Source organism: Halorubrum sp. FL23, from assembly GCF_052439115.2.
Lineage (GTDB): Archaea > Halobacteriota > Halobacteria > Halobacteriales > Haloferacaceae > Halorubrum > Halorubrum persicum.
In genome coordinates this window covers 64792-83483 of the sequence record NZ_JBQVRO020000011.1, presented here as the reverse complement: position 1 = coordinate 83483, position 18692 = coordinate 64792, and the positions used below count along the sequence as shown (strand labels likewise).

The 18692-nt window shown below is 69.8% G+C and carries 23 protein-coding genes; 13 read left to right on the top strand and 10 right to left on the bottom strand.

Going from position 1 to position 18692, the window contains the following annotated elements:
* Positions 1–17 precede the first annotated feature (17 nt).
* Positions 18–374, bottom strand: a complete 357-nt coding sequence (locus tag ACT4MF_RS13815) for a hypothetical protein (RefSeq protein ID WP_444683037.1) — start codon at positions 372–374, stop codon at positions 18–20.
* Between the two features lie 121 nt (positions 375–495).
* Between ACT4MF_RS13815 and ACT4MF_RS13810 the strand changes: the two genes are divergently transcribed.
* A complete protein-coding gene (locus tag ACT4MF_RS13810) occupies positions 496–2196 on the top strand; it encodes an acyl-CoA mutase large subunit family protein (protein ID WP_444683036.1) in 1701 nt (566 codons plus the stop codon).
* Positions 2197–2216: 20 nt separating this feature from the next.
* Here ACT4MF_RS13810 and ACT4MF_RS13805 read toward each other — a convergent pair whose 3' ends face one another.
* Positions 2217–2453: a DUF7999 family protein gene (locus ACT4MF_RS13805; RefSeq protein WP_099256556.1), complete on the bottom strand. Its 237-nt coding sequence runs from the start codon at positions 2451–2453 to the stop codon at positions 2217–2219.
* Positions 2454–2563: 110 nt separating this feature from the next.
* Here ACT4MF_RS13805 and ACT4MF_RS13800 point away from each other — a divergent pair, with 110 nt between their 5' ends.
* The 3 genes from ACT4MF_RS13800 to ACT4MF_RS13790 all read left to right on the top strand — a co-directional run bounded on the left by ACT4MF_RS13800 (position 2564) and on the right by ACT4MF_RS13790 (position 5115).
* Complete coding sequence (locus ACT4MF_RS13800) at positions 2564–3367, top strand: 4-phosphopantoate--beta-alanine ligase (protein ID WP_444683035.1); 804 nt, start codon at positions 2564–2566, stop codon at positions 3365–3367.
* 71 nt (positions 3368–3438) lie between these two features.
* Complete coding sequence (locus ACT4MF_RS13795; protein WP_099256558.1) at positions 3439–3888, top strand: Lrp/AsnC family transcriptional regulator; 450 nt, start codon at positions 3439–3441, stop codon at positions 3886–3888.
* A 72-nt stretch (positions 3889–3960) separates the two neighbouring features.
* Positions 3961–5115, top strand: coding sequence for a DUF63 family protein (locus tag ACT4MF_RS13790; RefSeq protein ID WP_099256559.1), 1155 nt, complete (start codon positions 3961–3963; stop codon positions 5113–5115).
* 9 nt (positions 5116–5124) lie between these two features.
* Here the strand turns inward: ACT4MF_RS13790 and ACT4MF_RS13785 are convergent, their stop codons facing one another.
* Entirely contained in the window at positions 5125–5403 is a 279-nt protein-coding gene (locus tag ACT4MF_RS13785) for a DUF7111 family protein (protein WP_099256560.1), read from the bottom strand.
* A gap of 69 nt (positions 5404–5472) precedes the next feature.
* Positions 5473–6015, bottom strand: coding sequence for a carboxymuconolactone decarboxylase family protein (locus ACT4MF_RS13780; RefSeq protein ID WP_099256561.1), 543 nt, complete (start codon positions 6013–6015; stop codon positions 5473–5475).
* Between the two features lie 183 nt (positions 6016–6198).
* On the opposite strand from ACT4MF_RS13780, the gene ACT4MF_RS13775 reads away from it, so the two are divergent.
* Both ACT4MF_RS13775 and ACT4MF_RS13770 read left to right on the top strand, forming a co-directional pair.
* Complete coding sequence (locus tag ACT4MF_RS13775) at positions 6199–7128, top strand: 1,4-dihydroxy-2-naphthoate polyprenyltransferase (protein ID WP_444683034.1); 930 nt, start codon at positions 6199–6201, stop codon at positions 7126–7128.
* A gap of 4 nt (positions 7129–7132) precedes the next feature.
* Positions 7133–8251 (top strand): mandelate racemase/muconate lactonizing enzyme family protein, encoded by a 1119-nt coding sequence (locus tag ACT4MF_RS13770; protein ID WP_444683033.1) that lies wholly within the window; start codon positions 7133–7135, stop codon positions 8249–8251.
* Between the two features lie 70 nt (positions 8252–8321).
* Here ACT4MF_RS13770 and ACT4MF_RS13765 read toward each other — a convergent pair whose 3' ends face one another.
* Positions 8322–8732 carry a halocyanin domain-containing protein gene (locus tag ACT4MF_RS13765; protein ID WP_444683032.1) on the bottom strand — a complete coding sequence of 137 codons (411 nt, stop codon included), beginning with the start codon at positions 8730–8732 and terminating at the stop codon, positions 8322–8324.
* 154 nt (positions 8733–8886) lie between these two features.
* Here ACT4MF_RS13765 and ACT4MF_RS13760 point away from each other — a divergent pair, with 154 nt between their 5' ends.
* Positions 8887–9348, top strand: coding sequence for a DUF5799 family protein (locus ACT4MF_RS13760; RefSeq protein WP_444683031.1), 462 nt, complete (start codon positions 8887–8889; stop codon positions 9346–9348).
* Positions 9349–9393: 45 nt separating this feature from the next.
* On the opposite strand, the gene ACT4MF_RS13755 is transcribed toward ACT4MF_RS13760, so the two are convergent.
* The gene (locus ACT4MF_RS13755) at positions 9394–9543 is read right to left on the bottom strand and encodes a DUF7557 family protein (RefSeq protein ID WP_180271862.1); all 150 of its coding nucleotides are present in this window, start codon (positions 9541–9543) and stop codon (positions 9394–9396) included.
* Between the two features lie 71 nt (positions 9544–9614).
* On the bottom strand, positions 9615–11717 hold the full coding sequence (locus tag ACT4MF_RS13750) for a hypothetical protein (protein WP_444683030.1): 2103 nt from the start codon (positions 11715–11717) through the stop codon (positions 9615–9617).
* Positions 11718–11862: 145 nt separating this feature from the next.
* Between ACT4MF_RS13750 and ACT4MF_RS13745 the strand changes: the two genes are divergently transcribed.
* Positions 11863–12852 (top strand): phosphotransferase family protein, encoded by a 990-nt coding sequence (locus ACT4MF_RS13745; RefSeq protein WP_444683029.1) that lies wholly within the window; start codon positions 11863–11865, stop codon positions 12850–12852.
* A 20-nt stretch (positions 12853–12872) separates the two neighbouring features.
* Here ACT4MF_RS13745 and ACT4MF_RS13740 read toward each other — a convergent pair whose 3' ends face one another.
* Positions 12873–13670: an aldo/keto reductase gene (locus tag ACT4MF_RS13740; protein WP_444683028.1), complete on the bottom strand. Its 798-nt coding sequence runs from the start codon at positions 13668–13670 to the stop codon at positions 12873–12875.
* Positions 13671–13826: 156 nt separating this feature from the next.
* On the opposite strand from ACT4MF_RS13740, the gene ACT4MF_RS13735 reads away from it, so the two are divergent.
* Entirely contained in the window at positions 13827–14594 is a 768-nt protein-coding gene (locus ACT4MF_RS13735; RefSeq protein ID WP_444683027.1) for a helix-turn-helix domain-containing protein, read from the top strand.
* A gap of 254 nt (positions 14595–14848) precedes the next feature.
* Here ACT4MF_RS13735 and ACT4MF_RS13730 read toward each other — a convergent pair whose 3' ends face one another.
* Both ACT4MF_RS13730 and ACT4MF_RS13725 read right to left on the bottom strand, forming a co-directional pair.
* Complete coding sequence (locus tag ACT4MF_RS13730) at positions 14849–15100, bottom strand: hypothetical protein (RefSeq protein ID WP_444683026.1); 252 nt, start codon at positions 15098–15100, stop codon at positions 14849–14851.
* 146 nt (positions 15101–15246) lie between these two features.
* The gene (locus tag ACT4MF_RS13725; protein ID WP_444683025.1) at positions 15247–16653 is read right to left on the bottom strand and encodes a hypothetical protein; all 1407 of its coding nucleotides are present in this window, start codon (positions 16651–16653) and stop codon (positions 15247–15249) included.
* 171 nt (positions 16654–16824) lie between these two features.
* Here ACT4MF_RS13725 and ACT4MF_RS13720 point away from each other — a divergent pair, with 171 nt between their 5' ends.
* The 4 genes from ACT4MF_RS13720 to ACT4MF_RS13705 all read left to right on the top strand — a co-directional run bounded on the left by ACT4MF_RS13720 (position 16825) and on the right by ACT4MF_RS13705 (position 18642).
* On the top strand, positions 16825–17139 hold the full coding sequence (locus ACT4MF_RS13720) for a DUF2249 domain-containing protein (RefSeq protein ID WP_444683024.1): 315 nt from the start codon (positions 16825–16827) through the stop codon (positions 17137–17139).
* Complete coding sequence (locus ACT4MF_RS13715; RefSeq protein WP_444683023.1) at positions 17136–17690, top strand: DUF7998 family protein; 555 nt, start codon at positions 17136–17138, stop codon at positions 17688–17690. The genes ACT4MF_RS13720 and ACT4MF_RS13715 overlap by 4 nt, the downstream gene beginning before the upstream one ends.
* Positions 17691–17758: 68 nt before the next feature.
* The gene (locus ACT4MF_RS13710; RefSeq protein WP_099256717.1) at positions 17759–17980 is read left to right on the top strand and encodes a DUF2249 domain-containing protein; all 222 of its coding nucleotides are present in this window, start codon (positions 17759–17761) and stop codon (positions 17978–17980) included.
* A gap of 125 nt (positions 17981–18105) precedes the next feature.
* Complete coding sequence (locus ACT4MF_RS13705; protein WP_444683022.1) at positions 18106–18642, top strand: halocyanin domain-containing protein; 537 nt, start codon at positions 18106–18108, stop codon at positions 18640–18642.
* Positions 18643–18692 lie beyond the last annotated feature (50 nt).

Here is an 18692-nt window from a genome sequence, read left to right as displayed (position 1 = left end):
GCCGCCACCCCGCGTGGTCACTCCTCTTGGGAGTGGACCGTCCCCATGAACGACCAGTGAACCTTGCGGCCCCCGTCCGGATGGGGTTCCTCCGTAACGTGGTAGAGGTAGGGGCCGTGCGGGCAGTCGTCGCAGCCGTCCGCGCAGTAGAACTCTTTGACCACTTCGGTGTACCCCTCGTGTTCGGTGACGCGGAGGATGTCGTCGTTGACTTCCGCACTGACCGGAAGCTCCGCCTCTCCGTGATGGTGGAGCAGCTCCTGTGCGTGGACGATCGCCTTGCGGAGCTCCTCCGGCGTGCATTCGGTCAGTGCCGAAACGACCTTCGGCGGCAGTCCTTCGGGTGGTGTCGGACGCTCAGAGGAGTCGGTCATACCCGACGATTCGATCCGAGCCCACATAATGGATCCGCGGAGACGGGGGGTCGCGGGAGCGTCGCCTGAGATCTCCTTACTGTAATCAATATTTATACAGTATCGACGGGTAGTCGAAGCCATGTACGACGATGAGGAGCTCTCCGAGATCCGCGAGGCCCACGCCGAATGGGCGGCGGAGACGCTCGATCCGGCTCTCGACGGACACGGCGAGCGGAACGACCGGTTCGCCACGGTGTCGAACCACGAGGTCGATCGGGTGTACACCCCCGCCGACGTGGCGGACCTCGACTACGGCGACGACATCGGTTTCCCCGGCGAGGAGCCGTACACCCGCGGCGTCTACCCGACGATGTACCGCGGACGGACGTGGACGATGCGCCAGTTCGCCGGGTTCGGCACCGCCGAGGAGACGAACGAGCGGTTCCACTACCTGATCGACGAGGGCCAGACCGGCCTCTCGACCGCCTTCGACATGCCCTCGCTGATGGGGCTCGACTCCGACGACCCGATGTCGCTCGGCGAGGTCGGCAAGGAGGGCGTCGCCGTCGACACGCTCCGCGATATGGAGGTGCTGTTCGACGGCATCGACGTGGGCGAGGTGTCGACCTCGTTCACGATCAACCCGAGCGCCCCCGTGATCTACGCGATGTACGTCGCCATCGCCGACCAGCAGGGCGTGCCGCGCGAGGAGCTCCGAGGGACCCTCCAGAACGACATGCTCAAGGAGTTCATCGCGCAGAAGGAGTGGGTGATCCCGCCGGAGCCGTCGCTCGATCTCGTGACCGACACGATCGAGTTCGCGGTGGCAGAGACTCCCAACTTCAAGCCGATCTCGGTGTCGGGGTACCACATCCGCGAGGCGGGGTCGACGGCGGTGCAAGAGCTCGCCTTCACCCTCGCCGACGGGTTCGCCTACGTCGAGGACTGCCTCGATCGGGGGCTCGACATCGACGAGTTCGCGCCGCAGCTCTCTTTCTTCTTCAACTCGCACAACTCCATCTTCGAGGAGGTGGCCAAGTTCCGCGCCGCCCGCCGGATATACGCCCGGATCATGGACGAGTGGTACGGCGCCGAGGCCGACGCCTCCAAGCAGCTCAAGTTCCACACGCAGACGGCGGGCCAGTCGCTGACGGCCCAGCAACCCCTCAACAACGTCGTTCGCGTCACCATCCAAGCGCTGGCGGGCGTGCTCGGCGGCACGCAGAGCCTCCACACCAACTCCTTCGACGAGGCGCTCGCGCTCCCCTCCGAGCGCGCCGTCCGGGTGGCGCTCCGCACGCAACAGATCATCGCCGAGGAGTCGGGCGCGGCCGACATCGTCGACCCTCTCGGCGGCTCGTTCGCGGTGGAGGCGCTCACCGACGAGGTCGAGGCGGAGGTGACCGCGTACATCGAAGAGGTCAGGGAGATGGGCGACGGCTCCGTGCGCGACGGCGTGCTCCGGGGGATCGAAGAGGGGTACTTCCACCGCGAGATCCAGGAGGCGTCCTACGAGTACCAGGAGCGCGTCGACAGCGGCGAGGAGACGGTGGTTGGCGTCAACGCCTATCAGGTCGAGGCGGACACCGAGCCCGACCTGCTTCGCGTCGACGAGACGACCCGGGAGCGACAGCTCGACCGACTCGAATCGGTGAAAGCGGAGCGCGACGACGACGCGGTCGAGGCCGCACTCGACGACGTTCGCGCCGCGGTCGACGCCGGCGAGAACGTGCTGCCCGCGATCGTCGCGGCGGTGAAGGAGTACGCGACGATGGGCGAGATCATGGCGGTGTTCGAAGCGGAGTACGGCACCTACCGCGAGCGGATCGGCGTCGCGTGAACGGACCGCGGGGTGCGGGGTCAGACCGGGTCGACCGGACGGGCGGACTCCGCGCACCACGCGTTACCGCGGCGACCCGCGCGTCGGAGGTCCAGCTCGACGACTGACCCGGCCTCGAGCGCGGACAGTTCGTCTTCCACGTCGGGATCGTCGTACTCGACGACGTACAGGGTCCCGTTGCGTGGGTATTCACGGAGGGTCATCGCTCCGTGGTCGTTGCACGATTTCACGACCGTATACTTGCCAGTCCGATTCATCACGCGTGGACCTACGCATTGACGCATGTTAACATTTGTGTGTGTCCGGAGGTCACGACACACAACGGCGAGAACGGGCCATTTTAATCGACGCGCCGCCTCGCTCGGGTATGACGGAGACGGAGATCCCCGAGGATCACCCGCGCTACGCGTCGCTCGTGACGCGCCACCGGATCGAGGCGGGCGTCGAAAAGGGGATCACTTCGAAACAGGGGCTCATCGCACAGGGGCGCGGCGAGGCGTTCGACTACCTCCTCGGCGAACGGACGCTTCCGAGCGCGGACGCCGCCGAGCGCGCGGCCGCCGCCACCCTCCTGTGCGCCGACCACCCGGTGCTCTCGGTGAACGGCAACGTCGCGGCGCTCGCGCCCGCGGAGATCGTCGACCTCGCCGCGGCCGTCGACGCCGACATCGAGGTGAACCTCTTCAACCACACCGACGAGCGCGTTCGCCGGATCGCCGACCACCTCCGCGAGCACGGCGCCGACGAGGTGAAGGGGCTCGCGGGCGACGGCGAGATCCCCGGACTCGATCACGCCCGCGGCACCGTCGACGCAGACGGCATCGAGGCCGCCGACGTCGTCGTCGTCCCGCTGGAAGACGGCGACCGGGCCGAGGCGCTCGACGCCATGGGGAAAACCGAGATCGTGGTCGATCTGAACCCCGGCAGTCGGTCGCCCCGCACCGCCGACATCCCGATCATCGACAACCTGATCCGAGCGGTGCCGAACGTCACGGCTCACGCGCGAGACCTCGCCGATGCCCCCCCTGCGGCGCGTCGCGACGCGATCGACTCGTTCGACGCCGACGAGGCGCTCGCCGAGGCGGAGGCCGCCATCCGCGAGGGGTCCTTCGGGATGCCCGACGATGCGGCCGCTGATGGCGACGCCTCGAACGCCGATATCGCCGATTAAACGTCCGCTAGTTGACGATTTTGCCTTGTCAGCGCCGGAAGTGCAAAGTCCGCTGGCAACGTATAGCACGCATGGAACTCGACGAGACGGACCGCGCGATCCTCCGGATTCTACAGGAGGACGCTCGAACACCCTTCTCGGAGGTCGCACGCCGCATCGACATGTCCAGCGCGACCGTCCACGACCGGGTGAATCGCATGGAGGAGGCGGGCGTCATCGAGGGATACCACGCGTCCATCGATCCGAAGGCGGTCGGCTACGGCGTCAGCGCCTTCGTCGGCCTGCGGGTCGAGCAGGGTCGCGAAGAGGACGCGCTGGAGCGGCTCCGCGAGATCGACGGCGTCGGCGAGATCCACCTGACGACCGGCGAGTGGGACGTGATGCTCAAGGTCGTCGCCGCGGACACGGAGAGTCTCCGCAAACTCATGTTCGATAGCGTCGCGGAGATGGAGGGGTTCTCCCGATCGCAGACGATGATCATTCTCGGCACCGACTACGAGGCGGACGGCCCGCCGGTGTGACCTCCGGCGTCGGCGGGTTTCCGGCGCCGCGGGACCGGAACCCTCAATTCGGGGGCTCCACCAACGGAGAGCATGAGCACACGGGTCGAAGAGCGGTTCGGGCTGTCGCCGGAGCAGGCGTGGGCGGCGGTCGTCGGCGCCATCACGGCGCTTCTCGCGGTCGGGTCCGCCGTCTTCCCGCGGATCGTGTACGATCGGTTCCTCTGGCAGTACTTCTGGGGCCCGGTCGCGGCCGACGGACAGGGCGCGCAGTGTGCCGTCCGCGACGCCGGCGGGACCGAGCTACTCGGGAGCTCGTCCGCGTGTTCGGCGGCCGTCGAGGCGGGCAAGGCGGTCGCGTTCCCCGGGTACACTACGGTCTCGACCGTGAGCTACGTCGTCATCCTGCTGGCGATGCTGATCGGCGTGGTCTTCCTCCTCCGCCGGCTGCAGATCGGCACCGAGCTCCGCTTCTTCTACGCGCTGTTCCCGTTCATGCTGCTCGGCGGCGCCCTCCGCACCGTCGAGGACTCCGGCGTCGCCGCGATGCGGGCCGGCGTGGAGCCGCTGATCCCGTTCCCGGCGAGCGCGCTGCTTATCAGCCCGTTCATCTACTTCACCGTCTTCGGCGTGACGCTCGCGTGCGTCCTCACGGCGTACTCCCTCGACAACCGGGGCGTGGTCGACGACTACGGCCGTCCCCTGTTCGCGATGGGAACCGTCGCGCTCGCGCTCGCCTTCGGTTACCTCTCGTACCTCTCGGTCGCGACCGATTACGTCCAGTTCTACCCGATCATCCTCGTGTTGACGCTGGGGATCGCGACCGCGGCGACCGCGGTCACGTGGAAGCTCGCGACCAGCTACGTGCCCGAAGTTCGGAAGGGAACCGGCGTCGCGGGAATCGTCATCATCTGGGGCCACGCGATCGACGGCGTCGCCAACGTGATCGGGCTCAACTGGATGCCGGCGCTGACGGGGACGGCGAACCTCGTTCCGAAACACGTCGTCAACGCGCTGATCGTCGACTGGACGGCGCGGCTGCTCCCGCAGTCGATCCTCTCGGTCACCGGCGACGCGTGGCCGTTCCTGCTGGTGAAGCTCGCCGCGGCGACGTTCGTCGTCTGGGTGTTCAACGGTGAGATGTTCGACGAGTCGCCGCGCTACACGCTGCTGTTGCTTATTACGGTGCTCGCGGTCGGTCTCGGTCCCGGAAGTCGGGACATGCTGCGCGCGACCTTCGGGATCTGACGGGCGGGGTCACATCCCCATGTCGGCCGCGTCCTCGGGAACCGGGAGGTCGGCGACGGCGACGCCGAGCAGTTCGGCGGCGTGGTCGAGCGCCATGTCGAACCCGTAGTACCGCTCTAACTCGTCGCCGGTCGGCCCCGGTCGGACCTTCAGCATCGCGTAGCCGTCGACGTTCTGGGCGACGGTCGCCTCCCGGCCGCCGGCGGAAAACGTGACGCGTCGCTCACCGTCTGTCTCCGCGTAGCGCGCCGAAATTCCGTCCGCCTCGCCTCCGGTCGTGTCGCTCATGCGCACGCTACGCACCGATCCGTGTCGTATCTGTCGGTCGGACCGCCGTCGGTCGGCGGGCTCCCGGCTCTACCGCGGGTCCCACCCGTGGAACTCCGCCCCCGACTCCAGGTCGAGGTCGAACGCGTCGATGATCCCGCCGAGGGCGTCGTACCCGCTCGCGGCGGCGGCGATCCCGACGATCGCGTCGTCGCCGTAGCGGGCGGCGACCTCGTCGTGGACGACCGCGTCGACCTCGCCGCGGACGACCGCGAGCGCGTACTCGACGACCGCCGTCTCGTCGCCGTCGAGCGGTCCGCGGTCGTCCGCCCCGAGCGCGGCGATGACTTCGTCGTCGATCCCGACCCCCCGCGCGATGTTGACGTGCTGATGCCACTCGTACCGGTTCGTCGTCTCGCGGGCGATCGCGAGGATCACCAGCTCCCGCTCGCGGTCCGAGAGCCCGCTGTCGGTCCACAGCGAGCCGAGGAACGAACGCAATCCGGCGAGCACCTCCGGGTTGTTGCCGATCGACTGGTAGACGTGCAGGGGCTTCCCCTGCAGCGACGACTCCAGTAACTCCTCGTACTCGTTCGGTACGTCAGACGCGTCAACGTAGGGCACGCGGGCCATGGCTACGTCTCATCGCCCGCAGTGATAGGCTTGTGTGCCTCGGTGGCGCTCGCCGCGATCGGGGGCCGACACGGTCGGGCCGGACGCTTCGACCGCGCCGCCCGGACCGCCTCGTTCGTCCCGACCGGCCACCCGCTCGACCGGATGGTAAGGTTAAGGGACGGCACGACCCTACCGGTGACAATGAGTACCGAACTGTCGCGGCGCCGGGCGTGGCTCATCGCCGCGCGGCCGCAGACGCTCCCCGCGGCGGCGGCACCGGTGATCGTCGGCGTCGGGCTCGCGGTCCGAGACGGGGCGTTCGCCCCGCTGCCCGCGCTCGCCGCGCTCGTCGGCGCGGCGCTGATTCAGGTCGGCACCAACTTCGCGAACGACTACTACGACGCGATCCAGGGCGCGGACACCGACGACCGCGAGGGGTTCACCCGCGTCGTCGCCAGCGGCCTCATCAAGCCCGGCGAGGTGAAGCGAGCGATGTGGCTCACCTTCGCCGCCGCGATCCTCGTCGGGACCTACCTCGTATACGTGGGCGGCGTCCCGATCATCGTGATCGGGCTCGCCTCGGTCGCCGCCGGGATCGCGTACACGGGCGGTCCGTATCCGCTCGGCTACCACGGGCTCGGGGACCTGTTCGTCTTCGTCTTCTTCGGCGTGATCGCCGTCACGGGAACCTACTACGTGCAGGCCGCCGCGCTCGTCTCCGGGGCGTTTCCCCTATGGATACCGCCGGAGACCGTCACCCTCGCCGGCGTCGTCGCGAGCCTCCCGATCGCCGCGCTCTCGACGAACATCCTCGTCGTCAACAACGTGCGCGACTTGGAGGAGGACGCGCAGACGGGCAAGCGCACCCTCGCGGTCCGGTTCGGCTACCGGTTCTCGCGGGGGCAGTTCCTCGCGCTCCTCGCGCTGGCGTACCTCACGCCCCTCTGGTTCCTCGCCGAAGGGTACGGGATCGCCGTGCTCCTCCCGCTGGCGACGCTCCCGCTCGCGGCGGGGGTCGCCCGCACCGTGCTGACCGAGACCGCCGGCGACGCGCTCAATCCGGCGCTCGAATCGACCGGGAAGCTCCTCGCGGCGTACGCGGTCGCGTTCGCCGTCGGACTCGCGGTGTGACCCGATGCGGCTCCGCCCCTTCTCGCTCGGACTGACGAGCCCCCTCGAAACGGCGCGCGCCTCGATCGAACAGCGCGAGGGATTCGTCGTCGCCGTCGACCCCGAATCCGACGGCGACTCGGTTTCCGAGGCGGGGGTCGGCGAGGCGACGCCGCTCCCCGGCTGGACCGAGTCGCTCTCGGCCTGCGAAGCGGCGCTCCGCGGGCTCCAAGCTGACCGGGACGACGCGGGACTCGCGGACGCGCTCACCCGGATCGACCCCGGCGAGACGCCGGCCGCGCGCCACGGCCTCGCGCTCGCGCTCGCGGACGCGACCGCCCGAGACGCCGGGCGGTCCCTCGCCGAGCAGCTCGCGAGGGACGAGCGCCTTCCGGCGCCCGCCGACGCGGTCCCGGTCAACGCGACCATCGGAGACGGGGACCCCGAGACGACGGTCGCCGCGGCCGAGACAGCCGTCGCCGAGGGGTTCGGCTGCCTGAAGCTGAAGGTCGGCTCGCGCGCGCTCGACGCCGACGTCGAACGCCTCCGAGCCGTTCGCCGGGCGGTCGGTGACGGTGTCGCGATCCGCGCCGACGCCAACGGCGCGTGGGACCGGGAGACCGCCAGAGAGGCGGTCGAGCGGCTCGCATCGCTCGGTCTCGCGTACCTCGAGCAGCCGCTCCCGGCGGACGACGTTGAGGGAGCCGCCGCCCTCCGAGACCGACGGCAAGGGGGAGAGGTCGGCGCCGACACCGACGCCGATACCGATCCCCCGGTCCCGATCGCCCTCGACGAGTCGGTCGCGAGCCGCGGCGTCGACGCGGTCCTCGACGCCGGCGCCGCCGACGCCGTCGTCCTGAAGCCGATGGCGCTCGGAGGGCCGGACCGCGCGTTGGCGGCGGCGATCCGTGCGCGAGAGGCCGGCGTCGAACCGGTCGTCACCACCACGGTCGACGCGGTGATCGCCCGCACCGCCGCGGTCCACGTCGCCGCCGCGATCCCGGACGTGGCGCCCTGCGGGCTCGCCACCGGGTCGTTGCTCGACGCGGACCTCGCTCCGGATCCCTGTCCGGTCTCGGAGGGCGCGATCGCGGTGCCGAGCGGTTCGGGGCTGGCCGGCGACGCCTTCGACGGTCTCCTGTAGCGCGCCGGAAATCGCCGCGGGAGTCGCAGTGGGGGTGGTCCGCCATCGAGAGCTCACCCGGCGGGAGCGATCACTCCACGACCTCGACGACTCCCGCCATCCCCCGCGTCTGATGCGGCGTGCAGACGTACTCGAAGACGCCCGCTTCCGCGAACGCGTGCTCGAAGGTGTGACCCTGCTCGCTGATGAGCTCGGAGCCGAAGGCACCGTCTCTGTCGACCACGTTGTGCGCGCCGCCCGCGCCGGTCCACTCCCAGACGACCGTCGTACCGGACTCGACGACGACGTGCGCGGGTGCGAAGGCGAACCCGGCGTCGGCGCCGACGGTGACCGTCACTCGGTCCGATCCCGTCCGGTCGACCGGCTCCGGATCGGTCTCCTCCTCGCCGCCGGAGATGACGGCGTCGGCACAGCCCGCGAGCGACGCGGTAGCGACGGCGGTCGCCGCCGCGAGCGCCCCCCGACGCGTTCGGTCGGTCATATCGGATCGAGACGGTGGGCGGTATAAATGCCCTCGTGAACGCCGCCGAGACGGGACCCGACCCGCGACCGCGCGGGCGAGACGGCCGAGGCGGTGCCGAGCGGACCGGCAGACGAGGGAAGGGGCTTTTACCGTCACCGTCGAAGGGAGACCCATGAGCGAATGGACCGACGCGATCGTCGGCGAGCGCATGACCGTCGACAACCAGTTCACCGACCGGGTGTCGGCCTCCCGGTTCTCCAGCCAGGAGTGGGGACTGATCATGACCGCGACCGAGTTCGAGATCGAAGACGCCGGCGACCCGGAGGACGCGCGGATCGTCGCCGACACGTCCAGCCTCCCGGCGATCATGCCGGAGCTGGAGAACGTCCGGTCGCAGGTCGCGGCGATGGGCGGCGCTCCGGGCGGGGGTGACGGCCGGGGGGGCGGCTCCGGCGGGGGGCTCGTCGACTCGATCAAGGGCGCGCTCGGACTCGGTGGCGGCGGGAGCGACGGCCCCTCCGACGAGGAGGTGGACGCGGCCGAGCGGCTCGTCCAAGAGTACGCGGACGAGCTGCAGGCCCACCTCGAAGATGTCGGGAAGTGGGAGCAGGTCCGGGTCGCGTATCAGGAGTAGCGGCACGGACGGGTGGTATCGATTCGAGGGCTCAGTGCCCTCGCCTTATTCGACGTCGCTCCCGCGGAACAGCGTCAGCTCCTCGGCTTCGTAGATGTTGATGAGCTCGGTGACGATCTCGTCGTACTCCTCGTCGTCGAGTCGGAGCGCGTCCAGCCGCTCGATCGTCTCCTCGTCGAGGTGGATCTGAGGCATGTCCGTGAGTTCGTCCGCAAGCGAAGTAAAAACCACCGGCGTCGGCGAAGCGAGACGCGATCGCGATGTCGTCACTCCGAGCAGTGCTCCGACACACCCTCGGCCGGGTCGTTCTCCCGAGAGAGATGCCGGCGGGCCAACCGCTCGATGTCGGCCTCCTCGTCGATGTCGTCCGGTAACAGCAGTCTCCCGTTGAGCCGGAGGACCACGTCGTCTTGGTTGAGAAGCGTCCAAAGTTCCGAGGAATCGACGGTCGGACCGTCGATATTCGTCCGCCCTGTCAGCTCTACCTTGGACTGGAAAAGTTCATTGAGCTGCTGCTCGCCACCGATCTGTCCTGTAAGAGATAAAATAGATCCACGTTCGATGCGGTGGGCCGTGGGTGACTCCGATCGGGCCGAGTTCACCTGAAAGGCCAAAATGTTGTGCGAGGATATCTCGATTCCGGGAGCGCCGACGATCCGCGTTCGAGTTTCGTCTCCGACTCCGGACAGCCCGACGCTCGCGGCAGTCGAGACTCCGAACGACAGCAGCCCGACGAGCGCACGTGCCGATCCGGGGTCCAGCGCGTCCTCGGTGAGGATCGCGGAGAGCCCGCCGTTCTCGATGACCGAAGTTCCCAACGAGGGGTCCGGATCGTTCTCGAATACGACGAGCGCCGGAGCCGCGCCGAGATCATCGAGCGAAACCGTCCCGTCCGCGGCGACGAGCCCGTCCTGTTTAGTGGGTAGGCTACAGTACGCGATGTCGACCGTCGAGTCGGAGAGCGTCGTTCTGACGGTGTCGGAGTTCGGGCGGTCCAGCACCTCCCACGCACCGATCTCGCTCGGCACCGCCGGATCGGAGAGGGTGCGACGGAGCTCCGCCGCGCGCTCCGCTGAGTCGGTCAGGACGACGGCCCGAACCTCGCCGCGCGCTTTCTTCGCTCTAACGAGCCAGTTCTCGTAGCCCTCCGTGGTCAACATCGTCGTTCCCGCTGGGAACGAGGAACCGTCCGGGACTGGAGCCTCGCTGCCGCCGGCGTCACCGTCTCTGTAGTCCGTCCACGGCGGGGCCGCGAGTGCGATCGGCCCGTTCGCCGTCGGGTCAGACGACCCTCGAACGCGGACGGGGGCGAGAACGTGAGCGAGATGTGGAAGGAGTTCGGCACACTCGGGAAGAGGCCGTAGCACCGCCTCTGTCGGCCACTCGGGCGTATAGGGCGCGACCGTCGTCGGGTCGACCTCCAAGTACTCCATCAGCCGTTCGCTCATCGACAGGTCGGCGAGCTTCGGGGGGTAAAACGGAAGCTCCGGCCCCACCAGTTCGTACTCGAACCGGTCCGACTTGATGTACCCCTCCGTCCGCGCGAGCGTGTCGAGGAAGAACCACGTCCGGAGCAGCTCCTCGGCGCGCTCTTCGAGCGCGACACCCTCGGTCGGCAGCGACTCTGCGTAGCCGGTGTCGAGCCGGATCGCCGGCGCGTCGCCGACGACGACGCGAGCGCCGAGGTAGTACGCGAGGGTAGAAAGCCGGTACAGGTCCTCGTACGTCGGTCGCACGACGACCTCGACGCCGGTGTCGGGGGAGACGAGCGGGCTCGGGATGTCGAGCTCGTCGCCGACGCGGATCCGGGGCGGATACCCCCGGAGCGTCGGCCACGATCGCTCCGGGGTGAACTCCTTGATCGATGAGCCGAGAACCGACACCGCCTCGGCGAGCGCCGACGGGTCGTCCGGAACGGTGATCGTCGCCTCCGGCCGCGTGTGGAGCGACCGCGCGCCGACCGTGACGGTGGTCGGGCGGTCGAAGGTCAGTTCCACGGTCTCCGTACCGAGCGTTCCCGCCGCCGAGACTTCCGCGTTTGGGATTCGAATGAGCGCCTTCGTCACGCCGTTGACATCCACGTAGTAAGTCTCTCTGGGGAGATCCGTCCCGTCGCCGAGTTTTTCGACGAACTCCCCGTCGGCGTCGCGAACGACAACCATAGGCTCTCCGAGAATCGACACCGATTCCGCCTCGAAGCTGACGGCTCGATCGACGGGGACGGGAAACAGGTCGGTCAACGCCGGTTGGGGCTGCAGCTCCCGGTCGAAGCGGAGGGAGAGGCTCTCTCCCTCCAACGCGTCGCGGATGCACAGCGTCCGCCCGTCGACCTCGAACCCGATCCGCCCGTCGACTGCGTCGTCGCTCACAGTTTTCTGATAATTCGACGATATGTATGAGGTTGTCGGTTAATCCGCTCTTCTCCCGATATCCCCGCAGTATTACCGTCAGTTTATTTCAAATATTCGAATTAGTGGCAGAATTCTTAATATCAGCCGTGCGTGACTGAAACTCATGGACGAGAGGGTCGCGACCGCGCTCGGGAGGGCGTTCCCGGGGCGGTCCATCGACCGGACGTTCGGGGTCGGTCCGTCGTGGAACGGCGCCAACGAGACGGTGGGCGTCGCCTTCGCCGACGGGGAGCGCGTGTTCTGCAAGGTCGCGGTCGACGACGACGGCACCCGGATCGCCCGCGAGCTGGCCGTGCTCCGGTACCTCGACGCGGAGCGGTCGGTGGCGGGTCCCGCAGTGGTGGCCGGCGACCCGAACGCGTCCGTGCCGTATCTCGTCACGGCGCCGGCGCCGGGCCGCGAGCTGCTCGGGGTCTGGGAGGACGCCGGAGAGGAGCGTCGGGAGGCGCTCCTCCGGCGCGTCGGCGCGACGCTCGCGGCGCTCCACGCAACGCGGTTCGCGGCTCACGGGGAGATCGTCGGAAGCGACGCGGACGGCGGCCTCGATCTCGATCGGGCCCCGTGGCCGGACGTGCTCCGCGCGACGGTCGAGCGCACCCGCGAGATCGGCACCTCGGAGCGGCTGGCGGACCACTACGACGCCGTGTTCGACTGCGTCGAAGCGAACCGGGAGCGACTAGCGGGGGCCCCGGCCGCGCTGCTCCACGGCGACGTGGCGATGCCGAACCTGTTCGCGGTCGACGACGGGGGTTCGGGGACGGACGGCGGCCCGCACGGGATCGTCCCGATCGACTGGGAGCTCGCGCACGTCGGCGACCCGGCTCGCGATTTGGTCCGGGCGGAGGACCAGCTTCTCAACGGGTTCGACAGCAGGGGACCGGAGCGGTACGCGGACGCATTTTACAACGGATACCGCGACCGCGCCGGCGGGCTCCCACCGGGGTTCGCCGAGCGGCGGCCGGTGTACGAGGTCATCAGGATGCTCGGGCGTTCGGGGTTCGTCGACCAGTGGGTCCCGTATCTCGACGAGCCGCTGGAGTCGCTCGTCGAGCGGGCGGACGCCGAACTGCGGGCGCGGCTGGACGCGGTCTGAAAACGAGTTCTACGGGCGCGTCACCGGTTCCACGCCGCGTCGTCGGGGTCGAGCCGGCGCTCGCCGCGCTCCAGTGCGTCGACCGCGTCGAGGGCGGCCTCGGAGATCTCGACGTTGACCGCGCGCAGGTTCTCGGCCACGTGGTCGCCGGTCGCCTTCGGGATCGGAGTCACGTCGCGAGCGAGCGCCCACCCGAGCGCGAGGACCGCCGGCGGGAGGTCGTGGCGCTCGGCGATCTCGACGAACGCGTCGTCGTCGAACAGGTCCCCGCGGGCCAGCGGGGAGTAGCCGACGAGCCGGTGGTCGAACTCGGCCGCGAGCTCGCGGAGCGTCGGCTGCTGGAACCGCGGGTGACACTCCACCTGGTGGGCGGCGATCGGCGCGTCGAGGATCCGATCGGCCTCCCGGAGCAGCGCCGGCGTGAAGTTCGAGACGCCGACGTGATCGGTGACGCCCTCGTCCCTGAGCGCGTCGAACGCCGGCAGCGTCGCGTCCGGGTCGTAGGCCCCGGTGGGCCAGTGGACGTACAGCAGGTCGACGCGGTCGAGCCCCAGTCGGTCGAGGCTCTCGCGGGCGGTCTCGCGGACGGCTTCCGGCGCGAGGTTGTCTGGGTGGACCTTCGTGGCCACGGTCACGTCGTCGCGGTCCACGTCGGCCGCGGCGATCCCCTCGCCGACGGCGACTTCGTTGTCGTACATCTGCGCGGTGTCGACGTGGCGGTACCCCGCTTCGAGCGCGGCGGTGACCGTGTCGCGACACTCCGCGGGGTCGTCGAGCCCGGACGTACCGAGGCCGAGCGGGAGTTCGAGCGGCGGCATGGCCCCCGATTCTATCCGTGACGACAAAAGGGCGCGCCCACCGGAACGGACCGCGGGAGAATCGACCGCAGGCGGCGTCTGCTCCGCAGACACGCGTTTTCATCGGGTTGGAAACCGCTCGGCGTTATATACGGTGTTGCGCCCCAATCTGCAGGTATGACCAACGGGATCCACGTCGAACTCGCCGTATCCGCCTGCGAGGGCTGTCCCGTGGCCGCGCTCTCGTCTGACACGCCGGTCGAATCGTTCCGGGTCGACCCCGACGACGCCCGCGTCGAGTTCGTCGCTCCCGATCCGCCGACGGACCCGCCGAGCGGGCTCGATCTGGTCGAGTTCGGCGGCGAGGCGCACGGGCGCTACCAGATCACCTGTGCGCGCCCCGCGACCGACGGCGGCGTAGCGATCGGCGCGCCGGAGACCGATCCGGGAGCCGACGCCGCCCGTCCGTCGGCGCCCTCGTCCGCATCTCCCCCACCCGGTGACGTCGCCTGCGACGGGTGCTCGTGCGGCGGGCTCCCGTCGGCGTTCGCGAACTTCCCGGTCTCCCCGCGCCGGACCGAGATGGAGGAGGGCGAGCTGCGCCTCTCGTTCGTGCTGACGGGCCACGAGGAGCTCCAGGCCATCGTCGACGAGTGCGAGGACGCCGGGCTCGGCGTCGAACTGCGCCGGCTGTGCGTCGACCGCGGCGATCGGAGCGCGGCGGACGGGGACTGTCGCGACGTCGTCCCGATCGATCTCGCCGGCGTGACGGACCGGCAGGCGGAGATCGCGTCGGTCGCGGCCGAGAAAGGGTACTTCAACGGCGACGGCGCCTCCGCGGAGGAGATCGCGGCGGATCTCGACCTCGCAAAGTCCACGGTCTCGGAACACCTCCGAGCCGTGACGGACACGCTCTTCTCGCAGGCGTTCGGGGACGGCCGTTAACGCCCCGAACAGTTCGCTGCCAGCTATCCGGGGTTCGACCGTCGTGATCAGGAGCGGGGTCGAACCCACCGATTCGGCTCCGCTCGCCAACGGTCCAGTGGGCACGGCCCCGACTGCGGGAGCGCGAGCGAGCGCTCGTCCCGAACAGGGGTGAGCGGGACCGAGGTCGTCGCCGTCGCGATGCGTGCGAAACGGATTTGAAAAGGGGTTAGGCCGAGGGAACCGCGGCTTTCGGTGTTCGGAAGGCCGTCAGCTCAGCGTTCGTCGAGCGTCGGGAAACGAGCCTTCTCGGCCGGGACCGGAGCGTGCATGTCCGGGCCGGAGAGCTGGCTGAGCCCGACGACAAGCGACGCCGTCATGAGCGCCAGCAGCGCCGCCACGGCGAGGAAGAAACTCGCGACCCCGACCGTGACGAGGAGTGACATCCCCAGGAGGTCGCCCCCGAACGCTGCGATGAGGGAGGCAACCGCGATTCCGAGCAGCCGATCCTGCGATTGTGTGGTCATACGAACATCTTGGGGCTCAACGGGGTTAAGCCGCACCCGACACCTGCCGTTACGTCTCACACTGTCACACGGCACGCTCTGACGCCGCGCGTCACTGTCCGCCGCGCGACACACCACCGCCCGCCGCCGAACACCGCTCTCTGAGACTACCGCTCCGACGCGTCCGATGCCTCCGGCGTCTCCGTCGCCGACCCCTCCCCGGCGCGACGGAGCAGCTCCGGGCCGCCGTGCCGGCGCACGGTGTCGGCCATGTTGCCGGCGAACAGCAGCGCGCCGGCGACGATGAGGGCCCCGCCGGCCACGTGAACGGTCCCGCCGACGCCGTCGGCGAGCGGCCAGTCTCCCCCGAACGACGCGACCGCGGGCGAGACCGCGGCGGCGAGCACCAGCACGGCGCCCCCGAGAGTCGCGGCGAGGTCGACCGTCGCGGTCCGGGCGCCGTAGAGGTCGTCGATCGCGGGCACGCGCTCCAGCCCGACCCGGTCGGCGTACCGATCGAGCCAGACGATGAAGGGGACGACGTGGTAGAGGCTCCCGACGACGACGAACCCGACGAGCGCGCCGAGCAGGACGGGGCCGACAGCCGGGTGACCGAACCGGACGCCCGCGCCGAGGGGCGACCGGACCCACGTCGCGGCCGCGGTCGCGCTCCACGCGAGGGACGCGAGGGCCACGACCGCGTACCGCGAGAGCATCGGAGTCGCCGCGCCGGTCGCGTTCCGGATCCGCCGGAGGAGGATCGCGCCCGCGACCGCCACGCCCCCGGCGACGAGCAGTCCGCCGACCGCGGCGACGGCCGCCTGTTCGACCAGCCGTCCCGCCGCGAGCGCGCCGACGCCGACCGGATACGCCGCGGTCTCGACCCGCGCAGCGCGCGTTTCGACCGAGAGCGCGTCCGTCTGCGTGAACATCGGCCCGAGCTGGTACAGCGCCCCGATCACGGTCGTCACCACGGCGCCGAGGACGGCCAGCGTGACGTGCGCGTCGACGACCGCGGGCCGCGAGAGCCCGGTCCCGGCGAGCACCCCCCACCGATAGTCCGCGGCGAGCGTCACGCCGAGGACGGCCGCGAGCGCGAGGAACAAGACCGCGAGCGCGAAGTGCGCCTCGGTGGTGTCGAAGGGGCGCGCGCGCCACAGCGTCCGGGCGACGTTGTACGCGAAGACCGCGATCCCGAGGGCCATGACGCCCGCCATGAGCGCGGCGTCGCCCGGACGACCGAGCCAGAGGCCGGCGGCGAACCCGCCGACGCCGACCGCGACGGCGACCAACTGGAGCGTCGCCAGCCGCTCGGAGTGGATCTCGACGCCCGACCAGACGGGGACGAACTGCGTCATCGCGCCGATGATCGTGAGACACACCCAGCCGACGAGGAGCAGGTGCGCGACCGCGATCCCGCCGAGGCCGGCGCCCGCTCCCGCCAGACCCGCGACGCGGCAGAGCGCGAGCCCGCCGCCGCCGACGAGGAACGCCAACGCGACGAGGAAGTGCCGGAGCGGGATCGTGGTCGGCGGGCGCGTCGAAGTCGTGAGATCGCCGGGAACGCCTCGCATGTGTGCGCGTACGTCCCGACCGGCCCTGTGGGTACGCACGAACGTGTTCGGGGGTAGTGGTGGTCAGAGAGGTCGAGAGGAACGGCGGTCGGCAGCGCCGACCGGTCGGGACAACAACCCCCGAACACGTTCGGAACAAACTACGCGGAAGTGGGGGCCCGACTGTCGCGCATGGAACTGGAGACCACCGCGCTCGAACGGACGGACGCGCCCGCGGAGCGACCCGTCGAGACGCTCGACGTTCGGGCGCTCGGCCCACCGGAACCGCTGCGGCGGACGCTCGAACTCCTCGCCGACCTCCCGAACGAGGCCGTGCTGGTCCAGCGCAACGATCGGGCGCCGCAGTTCCTCTACCCGAAACTCGACGACCGCGGCTACGTCTACGAGACGGTCGAGACCGACGACGCGGTGATCACGGCGATCTGGGCGGGAGAGGGCGGCGAGACGGGAAATGCCGTCGGAAATCCAGCGGAGGGCGACCGATGAGCTTCCTCGGGGGTGCCGAGCCCCAGTTCGATCCGGCCGACGCGTTCGTCCCCGAGCACATCCCGACGCCCGGCGCTTTCCTCGCGGACCACGACGTGCTCGACGGGCGCGAACACGTCGCGCTCCATCGGACGGTCGCGGACGCCTTCGAGGAGTACGGCGTGTACGACGCCACGTTCGGTTACAACCTCGCGCGGCTCAACCGCGACCCGCGACACACCGACGCGGGGTTCCGGTACGCGGCGGAAGCCGACGACCCCGCGACGCTCCGGGCCGAGTTCACCCCGACCACCGCCTTCTGCCCGCAGGCCGAGCCGCTCGCGGTGGGGGCGTTCCGCGCGCTCGACGCGGTCGACACCCACGGCTACGACCTGGTCCGCGTCCGCGTCGACGCCTCGCTCGACGGGAGCGACGCCGTCAACGAGCGGCTCGCGAAGATGGAATCCGGCGAGGGCGAGCCGGAGCCGTCGGAGGGGAGCGGCCTCGCGGGCGCGGGTGGCGCTCCGAGCGATCGCGGCGACTCGCCCGCCGATCCGGGGGCGCCGTTCTGACCGCGCCGGTCTCGGTCGAACATGTTCCCGCAAACGACCATGCAGAGACCGGTCGTACCGGCGGACCGATGACAGAGCACGAATCCGTCCTCGACGTTCGCGACCGAGACGCCCCGCCGTTCCCGGTCATCAGCGACGCGCTCGACGAGCTCGGTCCGGACGACTCGCTGCTCCTGATTAACGGGTTCGAGCCGGAACCCCTCTACGACGTGCTGGCCGACCGCGGGTTCGCCCACGAGACCGAGCGCGTCGACGACGACGAGTGGCGCGTCAGGATCGAACGAGAGTGAGCGCGGCGACCTGCTCGACCGCTCGCGCTCCCTTTTATACTCCCGGCCGAACTGTTCGGTGTGAACCCCTACGCGGCGGGAATTCCCGCCGAAGGTATTCCCCCTACTCCCCTATGTCGTGTTGCATGACCCGACGCACACTCGACCGGCGTACGTTCGTTCAGACGACTGCTGCGGTCGGCGCGACCATCGCACTGGCGGGCTGTGGCGGCAGCAGTGGGAACGAGGGCTCGGACGGTTCCGGCGGGTCGGACGGCTCCGACGGGTCGGATGATTCCGACGGCTCCGACGGCGGCAGCGGCGGCGGAGAGTACCTCTCCGAGGAGCCGAACTACGACGGCTTCTTCGAGGACGTGAGCAACTACGAGGGCACGGTCGACATGCGGGACGCCGACGAGGTAACCGTCGGCGTGGGCGCCAACGACGGGCTCACCTTCGGGCCAGCCGCGGTGGCCGTCTCGTCCGGCACGACCGTCGTCTGGGAGTGGACCGGGCAGGGCGGGAGCCACAACGTCGCCGCCACGGAGGGCGCGTTCGAGAGCGACACCGTCGGCGACGAGGGCCACACCTTCGAGCAGACCTTCGAGGACTCCGGAACGTACACCTACGTCTGCACGCCCCACGAGGCGGTCGGCATGAAGGGCGCAATCTACGTGGAGTAGCGTCCCACGGCAGCGCCGACCGGTTCGGAGCCGTACCGATCGCACACCGA

Excerpts from the sequence above, each read along its gene's own strand:
- ACT4MF_RS13770 (WP_444683033.1), top strand. The coding sequence starts at position 7,133 with ATGCGGCTCCGCCCCTTCTCGCTCGGACTGACGAGCCCCCTCGAAACG.
- ACT4MF_RS13715 (WP_444683023.1), top strand. The coding sequence starts at position 17,136 with ATGAGCTTCCTCGGGGGTGCCGAGCCCCAGTTCGATCCGGCCGACGCG.
- ACT4MF_RS13815 (WP_444683037.1), bottom strand. The coding sequence starts at position 374 with ATGACCGACTCCTCTGAGCGTCCGACACCACCCGAAGGACTGCCGCCG.
- ACT4MF_RS13735 (WP_444683027.1), top strand. The coding sequence starts at position 13,827 with ATGACCAACGGGATCCACGTCGAACTCGCCGTATCCGCCTGCGAGGGC.
- ACT4MF_RS13800 (WP_444683035.1), top strand. The coding sequence starts at position 2,564 with ATGACGGAGACGGAGATCCCCGAGGATCACCCGCGCTACGCGTCGCTC.
- ACT4MF_RS13705 (WP_444683022.1), top strand. The coding sequence starts at position 18,106 with ATGACCCGACGCACACTCGACCGGCGTACGTTCGTTCAGACGACTGCT.
- ACT4MF_RS13785 (WP_099256560.1), bottom strand. The coding sequence starts at position 5,403 with ATGAGCGACACGACCGGAGGCGAGGCGGACGGAATTTCGGCGCGCTAC.
- ACT4MF_RS13765 (WP_444683032.1), bottom strand. The coding sequence starts at position 8,732 with ATGACCGACCGAACGCGTCGGGGGGCGCTCGCGGCGGCGACCGCCGTC.
- ACT4MF_RS13805 (WP_099256556.1), bottom strand. The coding sequence starts at position 2,453 with ATGAATCGGACTGGCAAGTATACGGTCGTGAAATCGTGCAACGACCAC.
- ACT4MF_RS13745 (WP_444683029.1), top strand. The coding sequence starts at position 11,863 with ATGGACGAGAGGGTCGCGACCGCGCTCGGGAGGGCGTTCCCGGGGCGG.
- ACT4MF_RS13710 (WP_099256717.1), top strand. The coding sequence starts at position 17,759 with ATGACAGAGCACGAATCCGTCCTCGACGTTCGCGACCGAGACGCCCCG.
- ACT4MF_RS13780 (WP_099256561.1), bottom strand. The coding sequence starts at position 6,015 with ATGGCCCGCGTGCCCTACGTTGACGCGTCTGACGTACCGAACGAGTAC.
- ACT4MF_RS13795 (WP_099256558.1), top strand. The coding sequence starts at position 3,439 with ATGGAACTCGACGAGACGGACCGCGCGATCCTCCGGATTCTACAGGAG.
- ACT4MF_RS13810 (WP_444683036.1), top strand. The coding sequence starts at position 496 with ATGTACGACGATGAGGAGCTCTCCGAGATCCGCGAGGCCCACGCCGAA.
- ACT4MF_RS13775 (WP_444683034.1), top strand. The coding sequence starts at position 6,199 with ATGAGTACCGAACTGTCGCGGCGCCGGGCGTGGCTCATCGCCGCGCGG.
- ACT4MF_RS13755 (WP_180271862.1), bottom strand. The coding sequence starts at position 9,543 with ATGCCTCAGATCCACCTCGACGAGGAGACGATCGAGCGGCTGGACGCG.
- ACT4MF_RS13790 (WP_099256559.1), top strand. The coding sequence starts at position 3,961 with ATGAGCACACGGGTCGAAGAGCGGTTCGGGCTGTCGCCGGAGCAGGCG.
- ACT4MF_RS13720 (WP_444683024.1), top strand. The coding sequence starts at position 16,825 with ATGGAACTGGAGACCACCGCGCTCGAACGGACGGACGCGCCCGCGGAG.
- ACT4MF_RS13725 (WP_444683025.1), bottom strand. The coding sequence starts at position 16,653 with ATGCGAGGCGTTCCCGGCGATCTCACGACTTCGACGCGCCCGCCGACC.
- ACT4MF_RS13730 (WP_444683026.1), bottom strand. The coding sequence starts at position 15,100 with ATGACCACACAATCGCAGGATCGGCTGCTCGGAATCGCGGTTGCCTCC.
- ACT4MF_RS13740 (WP_444683028.1), bottom strand. The coding sequence starts at position 13,670 with ATGCCGCCGCTCGAACTCCCGCTCGGCCTCGGTACGTCCGGGCTCGAC.
- ACT4MF_RS13760 (WP_444683031.1), top strand. The coding sequence starts at position 8,887 with ATGAGCGAATGGACCGACGCGATCGTCGGCGAGCGCATGACCGTCGAC.